Here is an 18,986-nt window from a genome sequence, read left to right as displayed (position 1 = left end):
CTGACTATTAAGGGGGTGGGTGTTCGTGCACGGCTACGACAAGTACGCCTTCGAGCCCTTCGCCGTCACCGTCGATCTGGCCGTCCTCACGCTCCGCGCGGGCGCGCTGCACGTGCTGCTCGTCGAGCGGGGGCAGGAGCCGTACGCCGGCCGCTGGGCTCTGCCCGGCGGCTTCCTGCTGCCCGAGGAGTCGGCGGAGACGGCGGCCCGGCGGGAACTGGCCGAGGAGACCGGCCTCGCGGATGTGACCGGGCTGCACCTGGAGCAGCTGCGCACCTACAGCGAGCCCGGCCGCGACCCCCGGATGCGGGTGGTGTCCGTCGCGTTCGCCGCGCTGCTGCCCGACCCTCCCGAGCCGCGTGGCGGCGGTGACGCCTCGCAGGCCCGCTGGACGCCGTACGAGGAGGCCGTGGACCTCGCCTTCGACCACGACCGGATCCTGGCCGACGCCCGGGACCGGGTCGGCGCCAAGCTGGAGTACACCTGCCTGGCCACCGCCTTCTGTCCGCCCGAGTTCACGCTCGGCGAGCTCCAGCAGGTCTACGAGACGGTGTGGGGCACGGCCCTGGACCGGCCGAACTTCCGCCGCAAGGTCCTCGCCACCCCCGGCTTCGTCGAGCCCGTCCCGGGCGCCGCCCGGTTGACCGGCGGCCGCGGCAAGCCCGCCGCCGTCTACCGCGCCGGTCCGGCCACCGCCCTGCACCCACCGCTGCTCCGCACCCCTCGGGAAGGACGCCCCGCATGACCATGACGACCGTCACCAAGCGCGCCGCCACCGGCGCGCTCACCGGCCTCGCCCTCGGCGACGCGCTGGGCTTCCCCACCGAGTTCAACGACGTCCCGGCCATCCTCGCCAAGTGCGGCCCCTGGCGGGAGATGCCGCTGCCCCGGCCGGCGATCGTCACGGACGACACCCAGATGACGGTGGCACTGGGGAAGGGACTGCGGACGGCCGTGGGCCGGGGTGTCCTCGCGCCTGAGGGGATGGCGGGCCCCGTACGGCAGGAGTTCATCGCCTGGAACCGTTCGCCGGAGAACAACCGGGCCCCGGGCAACACCTGCCTGCGGGCCTGCGAACTCCTGGAACGACCGGACCGCCCCTGGCAGGACGCCTCCCAGATCCACTCCAAGGGCTGCGGCGCCAACATGCGCGTCGCGCCCGTCGGGCTCGTCCCCGGCCTGAGCGACGAACAGCGCGCCGGGGCCGCCCAGTTGCAGTCCGCGCTCACCCACGGGCACCCCACCGCGCTCGCCGCCTCCGACCTCACCGCGCACGCCGTGCGGCTGCTCGCCCAGGGAGCCGAGCCGACCGGGCTGGTGGGTCTGCTGCGGTCGTACGCCTACGACAACCGCACCCGCTACCACGAGCGCTGGCTCGGCGACCTGTGGGCCCGCGCCCAGGACCCCACGCCGGAGCACTTCATCGCCCGCGGCTGGGACGAGTGCCTGGCGATACTCGACCGGCTGCAGCGGGCGGTGCGCACCGTCTCGCCGGAGGCCGACCCGTGCCTCGCCGTCGGTGAGGGCTGGATCGCCGAGGAGGCCATGGCGGCCGGCCTGCTCTGCTTCCTGCTCTTCGTCGACGAGCCGCTGACCGCCCTGCGCCGCGGCGCCTGCACCTCGGGCGACTCCGACTCCATCGCCTGCCTCGCGGGCGCCTTCGCGGGCGCGTACCTGGGCGCCGACGCCTGGCCGGCCGAGTGGGCCGACCGCATCGAGTACCGGACCGACCTGCTGGCCCTCGGAGCGCTCTGGGACGCTTAGGCGCATGATCGACGCCCTCGACATCGACCTGGCCCCGGTGGTGGCCGAACAGCCCTTCCCGGTGCTGTTCGCCACCGTCTCCGGCGCCCACCTCTACGGCTTCCCCTCCCGCGACTCGGACGTCGACCTGCGAGGTGTCCACCTGCTGCCCGCCGCCGACCTGGTCGGCCTGCGCGAGCCCGAGGAGACCCGGTCGCGGATGTGGGACCGGGACGGCGTCGAGATGGACCTGGTCACGCACGACCTGCGCAAGTTCGTGCGGCTGATGCTGCGGCGCAACGGCTACGTGCTGGAGCAGTTGCTCTCCCCGCTGGTCGTGCACACCACCGACGCCCACCGGGAGCTGGCCGCGCTCGCGCCGGGCGTCCTCACGAGCCACCACGCCCACCACTACCGGGGGTTCGCGGGCACCCAGTGGCGGCTGTTCGAGAAGACCGGCGAGCTGAAACCGCTGCTCTACACCTTCCGGGTGCTGCTCACGGGCATCCACCTGATGCGCGCCGGCGAGGTGCAGCCGCACCTTCCCACGCTCCTCGGGGAGGTCGACGCCGCCCCCGGCTACCTGCCCGAGCTGATCGCCGCCAAGGCCGAGCGCGAGCACGGGGACGCCGGTGTCGACCGTGTGTGCGTGCGGGCCGACGTGGAGCGGCTGCATGGCGAGCTGGACGAGGCGCGGGCCGTCTCAGCCCTGCCCGAGGCTCCCACCGTGTACGACGCCCTGCACGACTTCGTCGTACGGGTCCGGCTGGAGCGCTGAGGCGCGGCGGACGCGGACGAGGAAGTCCTCGACGCGGCGCCGGTCCGGCTCCTCGGGCAGCGGGCTGCGCCGGGCGGCCTCCTCGCCCTCCCCGGCCAGCCGGGTCATCCAGGACTCGACCTCCGGCCAGGACACCTCGCCGCGCTTCACCGCGAGCAGGGCGTCCCGGTGGTCGCCGACGTCGATCGTCAGGGTGCCCGTGCGCAGCAGGTCGCGGGCGGACGTCAGCAGCCGCAGCAGGTGCATCGCGTGCTTCCAGCGCGGGGCGCCGTGGGTGCGCACGGCGGCGTCCAGCTTGCGGCGCTGGCCGTGCGCATACCGGGCGAAGGTCTCGTGGACCCGGCGGGAGAGGAACGCGTGGCGCAGGGCGAGCAGTTCCCGGCCGGTGTCGTCGGCGTGCTCCACGAGCGGGGAGTGCAGGCACTCCAGGATGTTCGGGTTCGCGCGCAGCGCCAGCTCGCAGAAGCGCTCCAGCTCCCAGCTGAACTGCTCCTCGGCCGGGCCCTCCACGTGCGTCGGCGGCTTGCCGAAGCGCCAGAACAGGGGAGTGGGCGCGAGGAACACGCCCCGGCGGTCGGTGTCGCTCTCCTCCGTCGCCAGACCGAAGGCGCGCGAGCCCATGACACAGGCGTAGATCGTGTGGTCGCGTACCAGGGTCTCGGGGCGCATGCGGGGGAGCGTACGCGGGCCCCTCACGCCAGGCGGACCGAATTTCCCTCCACCGTGATCCGCTTCGCGGGCAGCGGTTCCGTCGCCGGGCCCTGCTCCACCGCGCCGTCGGCGACGCTGAACCGGCTGTTGTGGCAGGCGCAGTCGATGGTGCCGTCGCGCACCTCCGACACGATGCAGCCCTGGTGCGTGCAGACCGCCGAGAAGGCCTTGAAGTCGCCCGGCTCCGGCTGGGTCACCACGACCTTCTCGGCCGTGAAGACCTTGCCGCCGCCCACCGGGATGTCGTTCGTCGACGCCAGTTCCCGCCCGGGAGAGGTCCCCGCCTCGGAGGAGCCGCCGTCGTCCTCGCCGCAGCCGACGGCGAGCGCCGCCGCGCCCGCCGAGAGGAGTGCCGTACGACGCGTCGGGCTGTGGTTCATGGGGTCGCTCCGAAGGGGATGCGGTTAAGGTGCCGGCCGCGGCCAGCGTCTCAGGAGACGGGCGCCCCGGGCCGGTACGCGGCGGGCTGACTACGCTGGACGGACCACAAACCGATACGCACGTCAGCAAGGAGCATCGCCGTGGCGGTACGAGCGGTCCGGGGCGCCGTCCAACTGGAGCGGGACGAAGCCGGACACATGGACGAGCAGGTCGCGGCCCTGCTGACCGCGGTCATGGAGCGCAACGATCTGACCGGCGACGACCTGATCAGCATCTGGTTCACGGCCACGCCCGACCTGCGCAGCGACTTCCCGGCCGCCGCCGCCCGCAAGCTCGGCATCACCGACGTCCCGCTGATCTGCGCCCAGGAGCTGGACATCGAGGGCGCCATGCCCCGGGTCGTCCGGATCCTCGCGCACGTCGAGTCCGGCCGGCCCCGCGCCGAGATCGCCCACGTCTACCTCGGCGCCGCCGCGGCCCTGCGCAAGGACATCGCCCAGTGAGAACCGCACTCGTCATCGGCACCGGCCTCATCGGCACCTCCGCCGCCCTCGCCCTGACCCAGCGGGGCGTCACGGTGCACCTCACCGACCACGACCCCGAGCAGGCCCGCACCGCCGCCTCCCTGGGCGCCGGCACCGACGAGGCGCCGGGCGGGCCCGTCGACCTCGCGATCGTCGCCGCCCCGCCCGCCCTGGTGGCCGACGTGCTCGCCGACGCCATGGCCCGCGGCGCGGCGCGCGGCTACATCGACGTCGCCAGCGTCAAGGGCGGCCCCCGGCGCGAGCTGGAGGCCCGGGGCCTCGATCTCTGCGCGTACATCGGCACGCACCCCATGTCCGGCCGGGAGAAGTCCGGCCCGCTGGCCGCCACCGGCGACCTCTTCGAGGGCCGCCCCTGGGTGCTGACCCCGACCCGGGACACCGACACCGAGGTGCTGAACCTCGCCCTGGAGCTGGTCTCGCACTGCCGTGCGGTGCCCGTGGTGATGGACGCGGACGCCCACGACCGCGCCGTGGCCCTGGTGTCCCACATGCCGCACCTGGTGTCCAGCATGGTCGCGGCCCGCCTGGAGCACGCCGAGGAGGCCGCCGTACGGCTGTGCGGGCAGGGCATCCGCGACGTGACCCGCATCGCCGCCTCCGACCCCCGGATGTGGATCGACATCCTCTCCGCCAACCCCGGGCCGGTCGCCGACCTGCTCACCGACGTCGCCGCCGACCTGGAGGAGACGGTGCGGGCCCTGCGCGCCCTGCAGTCCTCCGACGACGACAAGCGCCGCGAGGGCGGCACCGGCATCGCCGAGGTGCTGCGGCGCGGCAACGCCGGGCAGGTACGGGTCCCGGGCAAGCACGGCAGCGCCCCGCGGCTCTACGAGACCGTGGCCGTCCTGATCGACGACCAGCCCGGCCAGCTGGCCCGCATCTTCGCGGACGCGGGACGGGCCGGGGTCAACATCGAGGACGTCCGGATCGAGCACGCGACCGGGCAGCAGGCCGGCCTGGTCCAGCTGATGGTCGAGCCGAAGACCGCCCCGGCGCTGACGGCGGCGCTGAGGGAACGGGGCTGGGCGATCCGGCAGTGATCCCGGGGATCGGGCGCCTGTCGGAGGGGTCCCGGGGAGCCAGTAACCTGGTGCGGGGCGCATTCGTGTCCCGCACACCACTCACCGCACCGCACCAGGAAGGTGTCCCCTCGTGGAAAACGGCGCCGCCCCGACCGTCCCGGCCGTGATTGTCGCCATCGACGGCCCCTCCGGCACGGGCAAGTCGAGCACGTCGAAGGCCGTCGCCGCCCAGCTCGGCCTGAGCTACCTGGACACCGGCGCCCAGTACCGGGCGATCACGTGGTGGATGGTGACCAACGGCATCGACACCGACGACCCGCACGCGATCGCCGCCGCGGCCGGCAAGCCCGAGATCCTCTCCGGCACCGACCCGGCCGCCCCGACCATCACGGTCGACGGCGTGGACGTGGCCGGCCCGATCCGCACCCAGGAGGTCACCGCCAAGGTCAGCGCGGTCAGCGCCGTCCCCGAGGTGCGGACCCGGATCACCGAGCTGCAGCGCGCGATCGCCGCCGCCGCCCCGCTCGGCATCGTCGTCGAGGGCCGCGACATCGGCACGACCGTGCTGCCGGACGCCGACCTGAAGATCTTCCTCACCGCCTCGGCGGAGGCCCGCGCCGCCCGCCGCAGCGGCGAGCTCAAGGGCGCCGACGTCAACGTCACCCGTGAGGCCCTGATCAAGCGGGACGCGGCCGACTCCAGTCGCAAGACCTCGCCGCTGGCGAAGGCCGGCGACGCCGTCGAGGTCGACACCACCGAGCTCACCCTCGCCCAGGTCATCGAGTGTGTCGTCACCCTCGTCGAGGAGAAGCGGGCGGGGAAGTGACCGCAGCCTCCGTCCCGTCCGAGAAGGGCGCCGAGGTCGGGCGACGCATCGGCGTCGGCCTGATGTACGGGCTGTTCAGACCGCGGGTGCTCGGCGCCTGGCGGGTGCCCGCCACCGGCCCGGTGATCTACGCCGTCAACCACTCGCACAACGTCGACGGCCCGATGGTCATGGGCGTCGCCCCCCGGCCGACGCACTTCCTGATCAAGAAGGAAGCGTTCATCGGTCCGCTGGACCCCTTCCTGCTCGGCATCGGGCAGCTGAAGGTGGACCGCTCGACCGCCGACCGCACCGCCATCACCCAGGCGCTGGGCGTCCTGGAGAACGGCGGCGTGCTGGGCATCTTCCCGGAGGGCACCCGGGGCGAGGGCGACTTCGCCGCGCTGCGTGCCGGGCTCGCGTACTTCGCGGTCCGCAGCGGCGCGCCGATCGTCCCGGTCGCGGTGCTGGGAAGTTCCGACCGCCCCGGACGGCTGATAAAAGCGCTGCCTCCCCTGCGCTCGCGCATCGACGTCGTCTTCGGCGACCCCTTCGACGCGGGCGACGGCAGCGGGCGGCGCACCCGCAAGGCACTGGACGAGGCGACCGAACGCATCCAGAAGCAGCTCACCGCGCACCTGGAAAACGCCAGGCGTCTCACCGGACGCTAGGCGACACTTGAGTAGTGGATCACCCGGAACTGGGGGTTTTCCACCGATCACCACGATGAACGAGGTACGGACTTCATGAACGACCACATCCACTCCGAGGGCTCGGGCGGGGAGCACGACCACGGGGCGCTCGGCGACGCCGAGTACGCGCAGTTCATGGAGCTCGCCGCGGAAGAGGGCTTCGACGTCGACGAGGTCGAGGGCGCGATCGAGGAGGCCGGACACGGCCCGCTCCCCGTCCTCGCCGTCGTGGGCCGCCCCAACGTCGGCAAGTCGACCCTGGTGAACCGGATCATCGGCCGCCGCGAGGCCGTCGTCGAGGACAAGCCCGGCGTCACCCGCGACCGCGTCACCTACGAGGCCGAATGGGCCGGCCGCCGCTTCAAGGTCGTCGACACCGGCGGCTGGGAGCAGGACGTCCTCGGCATCGACGCCTCCGTCGCCGCGCAGGCCGAGTACGCGATCGAGGCCGCCGACGCGGTCGTCTTCGTCGTGGACGCCAAGGTCGGCGCCACCGACACCGACGAGGCGGTCGTACGCCTGCTGCGCAAGGCCGGCAAGCCCGTGGTGCTGTGCGCCAACAAGGTGGACGGCCAGAGCGGCGAGGCCGACGCCTCCTACCTCTGGTCGCTGGGCCTGGGAGAGCCCCACCCGGTCTCGGCGCTGCACGGCCGCGGCACCGGCGACATGCTGGACCGGGTCCTGGAGGCCCTGCCCGAGGCCCCGGCCCAGACCTTCGGCAGCGCCGTCGGCGGCCCGCGCCGCATCGCGCTGATCGGCCGCCCGAACGTCGGCAAGTCCTCCCTGCTGAACAAGGTGGCCGGCGAGGAACGCGTCGTCGTCAACGAACTGGCCGGCACCACCCGCGACCCCGTCGACGAGCTGATCGAGCTGGGCGGCGTGACCTGGAAGTTCGTCGACACGGCGGGCATCCGCAAGCGCGTCCACCTCCAGCAGGGCGCCGACTACTACGCCTCGCTGCGCACCGCTTCCGCCGTCGAGAAGGCGGAGGTCGCCGTCATCCTCATCGACGCCTCCGAGTCGATCTCGGTCCAGGACCAGCGGATCGTCACCATGGCCGTGGAGGCGGGCCGCGCGATCGTCGTCGCCTACAACAAGTGGGACACCCTCGACGAGGAGCGCCGCTACTACCTGGAGCGGGAGATCGAGACCGAGCTCGGCCAGGTGGCGTGGGCGCCGCGGGTCAACGTCTCGGCGCAGACCGGCCGCCACATGGAGAAGCTGGTCCCGGCGATCGAGACGGCCCTGGCCGGCTGGGAGACCCGGGTCCCGACGGGCCGGCTGAACGCCTTCCTCGGCGAGCTGGTCGCCGCCCACCCGCACCCGGTGCGGGGCGGCAAGCAGCCGCGCATCCTGTTCGGCACCCAGGCGGGCACCAAGCCCCCGAGGTTCGTGCTCTTCGCCTCCGGCTTCATCGAGGCGGGCTACCGGCGCTTCATCGAGCGCCGGCTGCGTGAGCAGTTCGGCTTCGACGGGACGCCGATCCACATCTCGGTGCGGGTGCGCGAGAAGCGCGGCGCGAAGAAGAAGTAGCGGCAGGAGCACGAGAGAGGGCGACCCCGAGGCGGGGTCGCCCTCTCTTCGTCACACCGGGGCCGTCAGGCGCCTCTGCGCGGCGCCGGGGGCAGCGCGGCCGGTACGTGGTGCGTGCCGACGCGCTGCCACACCGACTGCTGGCCGACACGGGCGCTGTGGGCCCCCGCGCTGTAGGCGCTGTACGTGCCCCTGCTGCGCGGAATGCTCCTGAACGACGTGAACCCCAGCTCCTCCTCGCCGCTGCGATCGCCCGGCAGCGATCGGAAGGACCGGACGTACTCGGCGTAGAGCGCGTCGTAGATCGGTGTGGCCGAAGGGCCACCCTGGCGGTGGAAGGCGTCGTATGCGTACACGTATGTCCAAACGACACCGCGCGGGAAGGGATGCGGCCCGGACGGTGCCCGTCCGGTACCGGAGGGATCGAGGTCAGGTCCCCGCCAGCGGCAGCGCCGCCGCCACCAGCTGCCCGTTCGCCGCCGCCTTGTCCAGCGCGTCCCGCAGCAGGTCCTCGCGCGGCTGCCGCCCGATCGACCCCACCGGCGCCGCGAACATCAGCACCTGCTGGTGCTTGTTGGCCGCGGTGCGCCAGCCCTCGGTGACCTGGAGGGGCTGGTGCGCCTGCCACCAGGCCACCGGACGGCCGCCGTTCGTCCCCGGCTGGAGCACCGCGTGCAGCTGGCCCATCGCGAGCAGCACCGACCAGCCGTGCAGCACGCCCGGCGCGGTGGTCAGCTCGATGACCGGCATGAAGCCCTGCTCGATGAGGAGCGGCAGGAAGTCGTCGCCCTGGCCGCCCGTCGTGCCGGGCCGCGCGATGGGGGCGGTCGGCTCCACCACCAGGGCCGGGTGCAGTTCCCCGGCGATCAGGATCAGCCCGCTGGTGACACCGAGCACGGCCTGCTCGGGCGCCGCCTGCTCGGGCGCGGCCCGCTGGGGCTCGGGGCGGGCGTGGTCGGCGTTGATGGAGCGCACCGCCCCCTGGAGCTGCTCCTCGGTCACCTTGACGACCTGCGAGGGCAGGCAGCCGGCGTGGGCGAAGGCGAGGACGGCCGTCTCCTCGCCGATGAAGAGGACGGTGCTGGTGCGCTCCTGCTCGCAGTCGCCCGGGGTGCGACAGGACGTGCAGTCGTAGCTGCCCGGGGCGGATTCCCCGGCGAGCAGGCGGTCGGCTTCTTCGTCGCCGATCTCGGCGCGTACGTCGTCGCTGACGTCGAGCATGCGCGGCACGGGTGGCTCCCTCGGGATGCGGTGCATGGCCGGACCGGGTGGCTCCCGGGCCGTGGTCCGGGCGGTCCCCGGCTCATGCAGAGACAACGGGTGATCTGTGGCCGGAGTCACGCCCATGGCCAAGGGAATCGAACCGCGGGACACGGCCGGCCGCCGCTCGGCCCGCGGTGCTCGTCCCTGCCCAAGTGGACTGCCGCGCAACGGTGTTGAGCCGATGGGGGTGGTGGTCGCGCGGACGCTGGACAGTCGACATATCAGGAAATCAGTGAATTAACCGGGTGACCGGAAGTGTCCTGACCGTGACCACTTCGCCATCGGACACGGACAAGCAGTGCGGCTGCCGTACGACGACCTGTCGGTGTCCGTCGCCGTCCTGGCGGACTGAGGATCGCGGACCGCACCTGTCCGCGACGGACGGCAGACTCGGTGCCATGCTCGAGACCTCGGCACGACTGCTGCGCCTGCTCTCCCTCCTCCAGGCCCACCGCGAGTGGTCCGGCCCCGACCTGGCCGACCGGCTCGGCGTCTCCCCGCGCACGGTGCGCCGGGACGTGGACCGGCTGCGCGAGCTGGGCTACCCCGTCAACGCCAGCCCCGGCACCGGCGGCGGCTACCAGCTGGGCGCCGGCGCCGAGCTGCCGCCGCTGCTGCTGGACGACGACGAGGCGGTCGCCGTGGCCGTGGGGCTGCGTACGGCGGCGGGGCAGGGCATCGAGGGCATCGGCGAGACCTCCGTACGCGCCCTCGCCAAGCTGGAGCAGGTGCTGCCGAGCCGGCTGCGGCGCCGGGTGGGCGCCCTCAACGCCTTCACCGTGCCGATGCTGCGCGACCCGCAGCCGTCCACCGTCGATCCGGCGGTCCTGACCGAGCTGGCCCACCTGTGCCGGGACGGGGAGCGGCTGCGTTTCGCGTACCGGGGCCACGACGGGACCGACAGCCGCCGCACCGTCGAGCCGTACCGGCTGGTCTGCTCCGAGCGCCGCTGGTACCTGGTCGCCTTCGATCTCGACCGAGCCGACTGGCGCACCTTCCGGGTGGACCGCGTCTCGCCCAGGCCCCCGCACGGCCCCCGCTTCGTCCCGCGTGAGCCGCCGGCCGAGGACCTGGCCGCCTACGTCTCCGAGGGTGTGTCCACGCGCGCGTACGCCACACACGCGGTCGTGCGGCTGCTGGTCCCGCTGGCGGAGGCCGCCGAGCGGATCTCGCCCACCGCGGGGGTCCTGGAGGCGGAGGGGCCCGGCAGCTGCCTCCTGCGCACCGGCGCCGGGAGCCTGGACGTCATGGTGGTGCACGTCATGCTGCTGGGCTTCGAGTTCGAGGTGCTGGAGCCGGCCGGGCTGACGGAGGCGATCGGGGCGGCACGCGACCGGCTCACCCGTGCCCTGTCCCGGGCCGAGCGGCCCGGGGTGGAGGTGGAGACCCTGTGAGAAGCGGATGTGTTTCCTGTGCCGGTGACCGCTCCCCGCAAGCGGGTTCGGGACCGTTCGAGTCCGGAATGCGCAGGGGCCCGAGGACGCTCCGCGGGACTTTTCCGTGCGTTTATTCGACGGAGTGGGGCGACACGCGGTAATTCACCTTTCGCGGCCCCGGAAGGAGTACGAAACCATCCTTCCGAGTGGCGTCGCCCGACCAAAACGCGGTCAGTGATCCTGTGACAGAAGTGTGACCGGAGGGGCATCTGTGATCCCTGTTACCGGCCTGGGCTTCCCCGTCCGAGGGGCAGGGCTTAGCGTGGCGACATGGCACCGATTCCGACACCACCGGCCGAACCCCAGGACAGTCCGGACACTTATGTCGGCCTCGAATCCGGCGCCGCCGAGCGGCTCGCCCGGGAGCGGGGCTGGTCGACGGTGCGGTCACTGGCACCGGGGACGATCATCACCATGGAGTACCGCGTGGGCCGCCTCAACTTCGAGGTGAAGGACGGTCGCGTGACCCGTTCCTGGAAGGGCTGAGACGCGGGGAGGGCGGTGCGTACCGGCCTGCGCGTCGCCGTGCGGACGGGTCAGCCGCCCGAGACCTGCCGTGCGGCGGGGGCCGTGTTGCGCGGGTGCCGGTCGGCGTGCGGCGGCCGGCGGCTGCCGGCCGGGGTCACCGGCGTACGGTCCGAGCGGGCCGTGTGCGGGCCCGGGGCCAGATACGCCGGAGCCCGGGTGCGGGGCGCGGCGACCGGCTCGCGGGCCGGGGTCCCCTCCTGGACGGAGGCGGGCGGGGAGACGACCACGGGCGGACCGGCCGGCCGCTTCGCGCCTCCCGGACGGCCCGGGCGGGCGTACCAGCGGTCGCGCAGGCCGAGGATCCAGGCCTCGGCGCGGGTGATCAGCGGCTCGAACCACGGCAGCGCCAGCAGGATCAGCAGCCCCGCGGCCCAGCCGAGGAGCACGTCGCTGAGCCAGTGCGTACCGAGGTAGACGGTGGACATGCCCACCCCGAGCGAGACCACCGCCGACAGGGCCGACAGCCAGCGCCGCGCCCTGGGCGTCGAGGCCAGGTAGGCCAGGATGCCCCAGGTCACGACGGCGTTCGCGGTGTGACCGCTCGGAAATATATCCCCGCCGAGCCACATCTCGTTCGAACCGATCGTGGTCGCGTAGTGCGGCCCCAGCCGGCCCATGCCGTACTTGGCGGCCCCGACCGTGACGTTCAGCAGGAGCAGCGAGACGCCGAGCGCGATCAGCGGGCGCAGGGTGTGCTGCCGCCAGGACCGCCAGCCCAGCCAGGCCGTGACCATCACCGCGGTGGGGCCGCGCTGGCCCAGCACCACGTAGTAGTCGACGAACGCGTGGATGCCGGGCCACTGCTGGTAGGGCCGGAAGAACATGACCTGCCAGTCGAGGCGGACCAGCCACGAGGTGATCAGGACGGCCCACACGATCGCGACGTAGAACGCGAGGGTTCCGGCGAACAGCGCGAACCTGTGCCGGCTCATCTCCGGCACGTCCAGGAGCGCCGGTCGTTCCGGCTCCCGGTCCAGTCTCGCGAACACCCGGTCCAGACGGGTGAGCTTCCGTTCGGTACGCACCCAATCGACGTTACAGCGAGTGAGGAGTGATCCCGGCCGAATCAACGGCTTTGTGATGACGATGTGATGTGGGATTGCTCTCAGGAGGCGGTTTATTTCCGAGGAATCCGCAATCCGGGCGGGCTGCGGACTTCAATTCCTTTGATCGGTCCGGTCGGCGGTTTTATCGTGCTTATGAATTCGTTAACCGAATGCTGGTACGGAATTCTCCCGGCGGCCATCGGGTGTCCCGGGCCGGTCAGGGCGGGCCGGAGCCGTTCAGCCAGAACGCCCCGTAGACCGCCGACGCCACCGCGACGCCGCCCACGACCAGCGCCGACCTGGAGGTCCGCAGCCGGGCCAGGGCCAGGGCCAGGGGCAGCAGCAGCGGGAAGGCGGGCAGCAGCAGCCGCGGTTTGGAGCCGAAGTAGCTCGACGCGCACAGCGCGAGGGCGATCACGAACCCCGCGTACACCAGCAGGGCGAGCGGTTGGCGCTGCCGTACGCACACGACGTACAGCCACACGAGCGCGGCGACTCCGACGACGAGTCCGACGCCCGCCAGGGCCGACGGGAACGAGGTGAACTTCCCGGCGACGAAGCGGGCGAAGGCCGCGCCCCCGTCGAAGCCGTTGCGCCAGCCGGCCTGGACGTCCAGATAGCCGAGCGGGCCCCCGCCGGTGCGGTGGCCGACCCACAGCACGTAACCGGCGGCACCCAGGGGCGCCAGCAGCATCCCCAGCACGCGGCGCGCGGCGTCACCGCGGGGGCGCTCCGGGGCGGCGCCGTCCCGGCCGCGTACGTGTGCCGCGATCGCGGCCACCCACACCGCCGCCGCCACCGCGAGCCCCACCGGGCGGGTCAGCCCGGCCAGCGCGGCCAGCACCCCCGCAGTCACCCAGCGTCCGGTCAGCACCGCATACAGCGACCAGGCGGCCAGGGCGGTGAAGAGGGACTCGCTGTACGCCATCGACTGCACGACGCCGACCGGCAGCACGGCCCACAGCAGCACCGCGCAGACCCCCGCGCGGCGGCCGTACACCCACTCCGTCACGGCGAAGATCCCCCAGGCCGCGGCGAGCGAGGCGAGCAGGCTCACGACGAAGCCCGCGTCCGCGTACGACAGGGGCGAGACCGCCGCGCCGAGCCGCTCCAGCCAAGGGAGGAGCGGGAAGAAGGCCAGGTTGGAGTGGACGTCGCCGCCCGGCAGGCGCACCTCGTAGCCGTAACCCAGCTCGGCGACCCTGGTGTACCAGAGGGAGTCCCAGCGGGCGGTCAGCAGCGTGTACGCGCTCTTGTCGCGCGCGGCGCTCCACAGGGCCAGGGCCAGCAGGCCCAGGGCGCGCACGGCCGCGTAGCCGAGGAGCGCCGGGGCGGCCCGGCGCAGGGCCCCGCGGCCCGCCGCGGACGTTTCAAGATCGGTCACGGACCCGATTATCTGCCGGGTACGAGGGCGCCCCGCCCGCCGGGGCGGGTGGGGACACGGGCGCAGTGGCGGATGCCACACGCACGACGCGGCAGGTGTGAGGCCCGCCACGTGCGTGGTGGACGCTCTCGCGTACTCTGGCCAGTCACTCGCGTTCCGTTGCACGGCCCGGAGGCACCGCTCCTCTCCGGCCGAGCCGCAGGGGAGTCCCCACCCCCGCGCAGCCCGCCGGACGCGAGGGAACATCTTGGAGGTACGTGCATGTCCGGGACGACCACGGCTGCCACCGCGCTGCGCCGTCGGACGGCCGGGGCCGGTGCCAACCGCTGGGTCGTCCTGGTCGTCCTCTGCGTCAGCCTGCTGCTGGTCGCGGTGGACGCGACCGTGCTGCACGTGGCGGTCCCCGCCGTCACCGAGGACCTGCGGCCCGGCGCGATCGAACTGCTCTGGATCGTCGACGTCTACCCCCTCGTCTGCGCCTCGCTGCTGATCCTGTTCGGCACGCTGGGTGACCGGGTGGGCCGCAGACGCATCCTGCTTCTGGGGTACGCGCTCTTCGGGGTGGCCTCCGCGCTCGCGGCGCTCGCCGACAACGCCCAGGTCCTGATCCTCGCCCGGGCGCTGCTCGGTGTGGGCGGCGCCATGATCATGCCGGCGACGCTGTCGATCCTGCGGCAGGTCTTCCCCGACCGGCGGGAGCGGGCGCTGGCCATCGGTGTCTGGAGCGCCGTGGCCGCGGTCGGCGCGGCGGTCGGGCCCCTGCTCGGCGGGTTCCTGCTGGAGCACTTCTGGTGGGGCTCGGTCTTCCTGGTCAACATCCCGCTGATGCTGGTCAGCCTGCCGGTGGGGCGGCTGCTGCTGCCCGAGTCGAAGGGCGACGGCCGCGGGCCCTGGGACGTGGTCGGCGCGCTGATGGCGGCGGGCGGTCTGTTCGGGGCCGTCCTGGGCGTGAAGCGGCTCGGCGGTGGCGAGCCGGTGGCGAGCGTGCTCACCGTGGTGCCGCTGGTGGTCGGAGCGGCCCTGCTGACCGCGTTCGTCCGGCGGCAGCGGCGGCGCGCCCATCCGCTGGTGGACCTCACGATGTTCCGCCGCCCGGCCTTCAGCACGTCGGTGGGGTGCATCGTGCTGGCGATGCTGGCGCTGGTGGGTCTGGAGCTGATCGCCGCCCAGTACCTCCAGCTCGTGCTCGGGCTGTCCCCGCTGCAGACGGGGCTGCGGCTGGTGCCGCTGACCCTCGCGGCGATGGCGGCGGGGCTCGCGGGCGCTCGGATGCTGCGGCGGTTCGGGCCGCGGCGGATGGTGTGCGCGGGCTTCTGTCTGACGGCCTTCGCGGTGGTGCTGCTGACGGCGTTGGGCCGGACCGACAACTGCGCGCTGATGCTGTCGGGGTTCGTGCTGCTCGGCTTCGGTCTGGAGACGACGCTGTTCGGGGCGTACGAGTCGATGCTGAGCGAGGCGCCGCAGGCGCAGGCCGGCGGGGCGGCGGCGATCGGGGAGACGTCGTACCAGCTGGGCGCCGGGATCGGGATCGCGCTGCTGGGCACCGTGATGAACGTGGCGTACGCCCCGGGGCTCACGGGGGGCGTGCCCGGGGTGCCGGCACCGGCTTCGGTGGCGGCGGGGCATTCGCTGGGGGAGGCGTACGAGGTCGCGGCGCAGCTCGGCGGGCCCGCGGGGGCCGCGTTGCGGCGGGCCGCCGCCGACGCGTTCGTGCACGGGCTGCACGTGACCCTGGTGGTGAGCGCGGGACTGCTGTTGCTGGGGGCCGTGATGGCCTTGCGGCTGCCTCGGGTGATGCAGTGCGAGGGGGAGGCGGTCTCCGTGCCCGGCCCCCGGGACGCGTCGAAGTCCCGGGTCTCCGTGTGAGCCCCGGGTGACGCCCGGGTGAGCATGGTGGACGTGCGGGACACCGCACCGTAACGTCGGCACGAGAACCGCGACTAGCAGCGCTAGTTTTCACGTCCCGGAGGGTGTTCCATGGCCGTGTCCCCCAAGCCGCCCGCGTTCGACCCCGCCGATCCGCTCGGCGTCGACGACCTTCTGGAGCCGGAGGATCTGGCGGTCCGCGACACCGTGCGGGACTGGGCCGCGGACCGGGTGCTGCCGTACGTCGCGGACTGGTACGAGAAGGGTGAGCTGCCCGGCATCCGGGAGCTGGCCCGCGAGCTCGGCGGCATCGGCGCCCTGGGCATGTCGCTGGAGGGGTACGGCTGCGCCGGCGCGAGCGCCGTGCAGTACGGGCTGGCCTGTCTGGAGCTGGAGGCGGCCGACTCCGGCATCCGCTCCCTGGTCTCCGTGCAGGGCTCCCTCGCCATGTACGCCATCCACCGCTTCGGCAGCGAGGAGCAGAAGGAGACGTGGCTGCCGCGGATGGCCGCCGGCGAGGTCATCGGCTGCTTCGGGCTGACCGAACCCGACCACGGCTCCGACCCGGCCCACATGCGCACCCGCGCCAAGCGGGACGGCGGCGACTGGGTGCTCGACGGACGCAAGATGTGGATCACCAACGGGTCCGTGGCCGGTGTCGCCGTGGTGTGGGCGCAGACCGAGGAAGGCATCCGCGGGTTCGTGGTCCCGACGGACAGCGCCGGGTTCTCCGCGCCCGAGATCAAGCACAAGTGGTCGCTGCGCGCCAGCGTCACCAGTGAGCTGGTCCTCGACGGCGTACGGCTGCCCGCCGACGCCGTGCTGCCCGAGGTCACCGGTCTGCGCGGACCGCTCAGCTGCCTCACGCACGCCCGTTACGGCATCGTCTGGGGGTCGATGGGCGCGGCCCGCAGCTCCTTCGAGGCGGCCGTGGAGTACGCGAAGTCGCGGGAGCAGTTCGGGCGGCCCATCGGCGGCTTCCAGCTGACCCAGGCCAAGCTCGCCGACATGGCGGTCGAACTGCACAAGGGGATCCTGCTCGCCCACCACCTGGGGCGGCGCATGGACGCCGGCCGCCTGCGTCCCGAGCAGGTCAGCTTCGGCAAGCTCAACAACGTACGCGAGGCCATCGACATCTGCCGTACGGCCCGCACGATCCTCGGCGCCAACGGGATCTCCCTCGAATACCCCGTGATGCGGCACGCGACGAACCTGGAATCGGTGCTCACCTACGAGGGCACCGTCGAGATGCACCAGCTGGTGCTGGGCAAGGCGCTCACCGGACTCGACGCCTTCCGGTAGGCGTCCGGCGGGGGGGGGCGGGGCCGTGGTGCGTGGCCCCGCCTCAGCTCTGGTTGAAGAAACCGTCGGAACGGTGCGCGGCGGGTTCGCCGCTGATGACCTGGGTGTCGGCCGGGCTCAGCAGGAACACCCGGGTGGACACCCGCTCGATGGAGCCGCGCAGGCCGAAGATCAGGCCGGCCGCGAAGTCGACCACCCGCTTGGCGTCGGTGGCCTCCATGGCCGTCAGGTTCATGATGACCGGGACCCCGTCCCGGAACAGCTCGCCGATGGACCGTGCGTCCCGGAAGCTGTCCGGGGTGACGGTCGCGATGCGGCGGCCCTTCTCCTCGGCCACGTCCGAGGCCACCTTCACCCGGGGGTCCGTGACCCAGGCGTCCCGGGGCTCGGTGCCCTCGGTGTAGTCGTCGTCGTAGTAGCGCTCGTCATCGTTGTCGTCGACGAGGCCGAGCCACGCACTCGCCTTGCGTACCGATCCCATGGACGCCTCCTCTCACAGCGGTCTTTCGTGCTTCCGCATCCCTATGGTCATCCATGATGCGGACGTCGCGCCAAGTGGATAGACGCCGCGCGGGGGGTTTGTGACGGTACTGGTGCACAGCGAATCCGTCGAGAGTCCTTGTGTCCCAAGGGCCGTTTCCCAAACGGATGCTGACTGTGAGTGAAATATGATTCTTCCCGGCGGACGGGTGAGGGCGGGTGCGTACGGGTGAACCCGTCGGTCGGTACGATGCCGCAGCTCAGCGTCGTACGAACCACGGGGGAATGTCGTGTTCGGAATAGTCAGGCCTTGCAGGCACCGGCTCGGAGAGAGCCTCACGAGCCAGTGGATGGCGCATTTGTGCGGGTTGTGTCTCGCCTTGCGCAAGGATCACGGCCAGCTCGCGCGCATCGTGACGAACTATGACGGACTGCTCATATCGGTTTTGACGGAGGCTCAGTCCGGGGAGAAGGGAGCGGGTGCCGGACGGCGCACCGCCGGGCCCTGTCCGTTGCGCGGGATGCGCACCGCGTCCGTCGCACACGGTGAGGGAGCCCGGCTCGCGGCGGCCGTCTCGCTCGTGCTGGCCTCGGCCAAGGTGCGCGACCATGTCGCCGACGGGGACGGGATGCTGGCCCGCCGTCCGGTGGCCCGGGCCGCCCGCCGGGTCGCCGCGGGCTGGGACGCCGCCGGTGCCCGCGGTGGCGGTGCCGTCGGTTTCGACACCGCCGTACTGGTCGACGCCGTGGACCGGCAGGGCGGCATCGAGGCGCTCGCCGGGCTCGGCACGCCGCTGCTCACCGTCACCGAGCCGACCGAGACCGCGACCGCCGCCGCGTTCGCGCACACCGCCCACCTCGCCGGCCGGCCGCACAACGCCGAGCCGCTGGCCGAGGCCGGGCGGCTCTTCGGCCGGCTCGCCCACCTGCTCGACGCCGTGGAGGACAGGGAAACTGACGCCGCGTCGGGTGCCTGGAACCCGCTCACCGCCACCGGGACCCCGCTCACGGAGGCCCGGCGGCTGGCGGACGACGCCGTGCACGGGGTGCGGCTCGCGCTGCGCGAGGCGGAGTTCGACGACGGGCGGCTGGTGCACCGGCTGCTCGTGCACGAGCTGGGCAACTCGGTCGACCGCGCATTCGGCACCGTCTCGTGCGCCCACGGCAGCCATCCGTACGCCCCTCCGGGCGCCCCCGGCGGCCCCGGTGCGCCGATGCCTCCGGAGCCGCCGCGCCGGGACCGTCGAGGGCTGCTCGCGGGGTGCGCGGTGTGGCTGGGGCTGGCGTGTACGTGCCAGATGTGCTGCGGCACGTACCACGACCCGTGGAGCGGGGAGGAGAAGCAGTCGCCCTGTTCCAGCGGCGACTGCGGCAACTGCTGTGAATGCTGCGACTGCTGCGGCAACTGCTGCGGCGACGACGGATGCGGGTGCGACGGCTGCGACTGCGGTTGCAGCTGCTGAAGCACCCG

At 72.8% G+C, this 18,986-nt stretch carries 20 protein-coding genes; 13 read left to right on the top strand and 7 right to left on the bottom strand.

Going from position 1 to position 18,986, the window contains the following annotated elements; translation table 11 throughout:
- Positions 1-25 precede the first annotated feature (25 nt).
- From SAM23877_RS08500 to SAM23877_RS08490, 3 genes are read left to right on the top strand one after another with little or no spacing between them, the layout of a single operon-like run.
- Positions 26-745 carry an NUDIX hydrolase gene (locus SAM23877_RS08500; protein ID WP_053142284.1) on the top strand — a complete coding sequence of 240 codons (720 nt, stop codon included), beginning with the start codon at positions 26-28 and terminating at the stop codon, positions 743-745.
- Positions 742-1,764 (top strand): ADP-ribosylglycohydrolase family protein, encoded by a 1,023-nt coding sequence (locus SAM23877_RS08495; protein ID WP_053128529.1) that lies wholly within the window; start codon positions 742-744, stop codon positions 1,762-1,764. Before SAM23877_RS08500 ends, SAM23877_RS08495 begins: the two co-directional genes overlap by 4 nt.
- 4 nt (positions 1,765-1,768) lie before the next feature.
- On the top strand, positions 1,769-2,521 hold the full coding sequence (locus tag SAM23877_RS08490) for a nucleotidyltransferase domain-containing protein (protein ID WP_053128527.1): 753 nt from the start codon (positions 1,769-1,771) through the stop codon (positions 2,519-2,521).
- On the opposite strand, the gene SAM23877_RS08485 is transcribed toward SAM23877_RS08490, so the two are convergent.
- Positions 2,447-3,190: a nucleotidyltransferase domain-containing protein gene (locus tag SAM23877_RS08485; protein ID WP_053128524.1), complete on the bottom strand. Its 744-nt coding sequence runs from the start codon at positions 3,188-3,190 to the stop codon at positions 2,447-2,449. The genes SAM23877_RS08490 and SAM23877_RS08485 overlap by 75 nt on opposite strands.
- A gap of 23 nt (positions 3,191-3,213) precedes the next feature.
- Positions 3,214-3,612, bottom strand: coding sequence for a Rieske (2Fe-2S) protein (locus SAM23877_RS08480; protein ID WP_053128522.1), 399 nt, complete (start codon positions 3,610-3,612; stop codon positions 3,214-3,216).
- Positions 3,613-3,753: 141 nt separating this feature from the next.
- Here SAM23877_RS08480 and aroH point away from each other — a divergent pair, with 141 nt between their 5' ends.
- The 5 genes from aroH to der all read left to right on the top strand — a co-directional run bounded on the left by aroH (position 3,754) and on the right by der (position 8,210).
- Positions 3,754-4,116, top strand: a complete 363-nt coding sequence (aroH, locus tag SAM23877_RS08475) for a chorismate mutase (RefSeq protein WP_053128520.1) — start codon at positions 3,754-3,756, stop codon at positions 4,114-4,116.
- Positions 4,113-5,198, top strand: coding sequence for a prephenate dehydrogenase (locus SAM23877_RS08470; RefSeq protein WP_053128516.1), 1,086 nt, complete (start codon positions 4,113-4,115; stop codon positions 5,196-5,198). Before aroH ends, SAM23877_RS08470 begins: the two co-directional genes overlap by 4 nt.
- Before the next feature lie 112 nt (positions 5,199-5,310).
- Positions 5,311-6,006: a (d)CMP kinase gene (gene cmk, locus SAM23877_RS08465; RefSeq protein ID WP_053128514.1), complete on the top strand. Its 696-nt coding sequence runs from the start codon at positions 5,311-5,313 to the stop codon at positions 6,004-6,006.
- Positions 6,007-6,068: 62 nt separating this feature from the next.
- Complete coding sequence (locus SAM23877_RS08460) at positions 6,069-6,656, top strand: lysophospholipid acyltransferase family protein (protein ID WP_384700557.1); 588 nt, start codon at positions 6,069-6,071, stop codon at positions 6,654-6,656.
- A gap of 75 nt (positions 6,657-6,731) precedes the next feature.
- Positions 6,732-8,210, top strand: a complete 1,479-nt coding sequence (gene der / locus SAM23877_RS08455) for a ribosome biogenesis GTPase Der (protein ID WP_053128510.1) — start codon at positions 6,732-6,734, stop codon at positions 8,208-8,210.
- 65 nt (positions 8,211-8,275) lie between these two features.
- Here der and SAM23877_RS08450 read toward each other — a convergent pair whose 3' ends face one another.
- Positions 8,276-8,566 (bottom strand): hypothetical protein, encoded by a 291-nt coding sequence (locus tag SAM23877_RS08450; protein WP_053128507.1) that lies wholly within the window; start codon positions 8,564-8,566, stop codon positions 8,276-8,278.
- A gap of 73 nt (positions 8,567-8,639) precedes the next feature.
- The gene (locus SAM23877_RS08445) at positions 8,640-9,440 is read right to left on the bottom strand and encodes a hypothetical protein (RefSeq protein ID WP_053128505.1); all 801 of its coding nucleotides are present in this window, start codon (positions 9,438-9,440) and stop codon (positions 8,640-8,642) included.
- Positions 9,441-9,871: 431 nt separating this feature from the next.
- Between SAM23877_RS08445 and SAM23877_RS08440 the strand changes: the two genes are divergently transcribed.
- The gene (locus SAM23877_RS08440) at positions 9,872-10,867 is read left to right on the top strand and encodes a helix-turn-helix transcriptional regulator (protein ID WP_053128503.1); all 996 of its coding nucleotides are present in this window, start codon (positions 9,872-9,874) and stop codon (positions 10,865-10,867) included.
- A gap of 312 nt (positions 10,868-11,179) precedes the next feature.
- A complete protein-coding gene (locus SAM23877_RS08435) occupies positions 11,180-11,395 on the top strand; it encodes an I78 family peptidase inhibitor (RefSeq protein WP_053128502.1) in 216 nt (71 codons plus the stop codon).
- Positions 11,396-11,445: 50 nt separating this feature from the next.
- On the opposite strand, the gene SAM23877_RS08430 is transcribed toward SAM23877_RS08435, so the two are convergent.
- Both SAM23877_RS08430 and SAM23877_RS08425 read right to left on the bottom strand, forming a co-directional pair.
- Positions 11,446-12,462, bottom strand: a complete 1,017-nt coding sequence (locus tag SAM23877_RS08430) for a phosphatase PAP2 family protein (RefSeq protein ID WP_053128500.1) — start codon at positions 12,460-12,462, stop codon at positions 11,446-11,448.
- A gap of 238 nt (positions 12,463-12,700) precedes the next feature.
- Entirely contained in the window at positions 12,701-13,867 is a 1,167-nt protein-coding gene (locus SAM23877_RS08425; RefSeq protein WP_053128498.1) for a glycosyltransferase family 39 protein, read from the bottom strand.
- A gap of 261 nt (positions 13,868-14,128) precedes the next feature.
- Here SAM23877_RS08425 and SAM23877_RS08420 point away from each other — a divergent pair, with 261 nt between their 5' ends.
- Both SAM23877_RS08420 and SAM23877_RS08415 read left to right on the top strand, forming a co-directional pair.
- Positions 14,129-15,733, top strand: coding sequence for an MFS transporter (locus SAM23877_RS08420; RefSeq protein WP_053128496.1), 1,605 nt, complete (start codon positions 14,129-14,131; stop codon positions 15,731-15,733).
- A 111-nt stretch (positions 15,734-15,844) separates the two neighbouring features.
- Positions 15,845-17,035 carry an acyl-CoA dehydrogenase family protein gene (locus SAM23877_RS08415; RefSeq protein WP_053128493.1) on the top strand — a complete coding sequence of 397 codons (1,191 nt, stop codon included), beginning with the start codon at positions 15,845-15,847 and terminating at the stop codon, positions 17,033-17,035.
- A gap of 43 nt (positions 17,036-17,078) precedes the next feature.
- Here SAM23877_RS08415 and SAM23877_RS08410 read toward each other — a convergent pair whose 3' ends face one another.
- Positions 17,079-17,516, bottom strand: coding sequence for a cell division protein SepF (locus tag SAM23877_RS08410; RefSeq protein WP_053128490.1), 438 nt, complete (start codon positions 17,514-17,516; stop codon positions 17,079-17,081).
- A gap of 289 nt (positions 17,517-17,805) precedes the next feature.
- Here SAM23877_RS08410 and SAM23877_RS08405 point away from each other — a divergent pair, with 289 nt between their 5' ends.
- Positions 17,806-18,978 (top strand): DUF5685 family protein, encoded by a 1,173-nt coding sequence (locus SAM23877_RS08405; RefSeq protein ID WP_167355225.1) that lies wholly within the window; start codon positions 17,806-17,808, stop codon positions 18,976-18,978.
- Positions 18,979-18,986: the final 8 nt, after the last annotated feature.

It is taken from the genome of Streptomyces ambofaciens ATCC 23877, assembly GCF_001267885.1.
Taxonomy (GTDB): Bacteria; Actinomycetota; Actinomycetes; order Streptomycetales; family Streptomycetaceae; genus Streptomyces; species Streptomyces ambofaciens.
The sequence above is the reverse complement of the archived record's forward strand: the minus strand, read 5'-3'. Positions and strand labels throughout refer to the sequence as shown.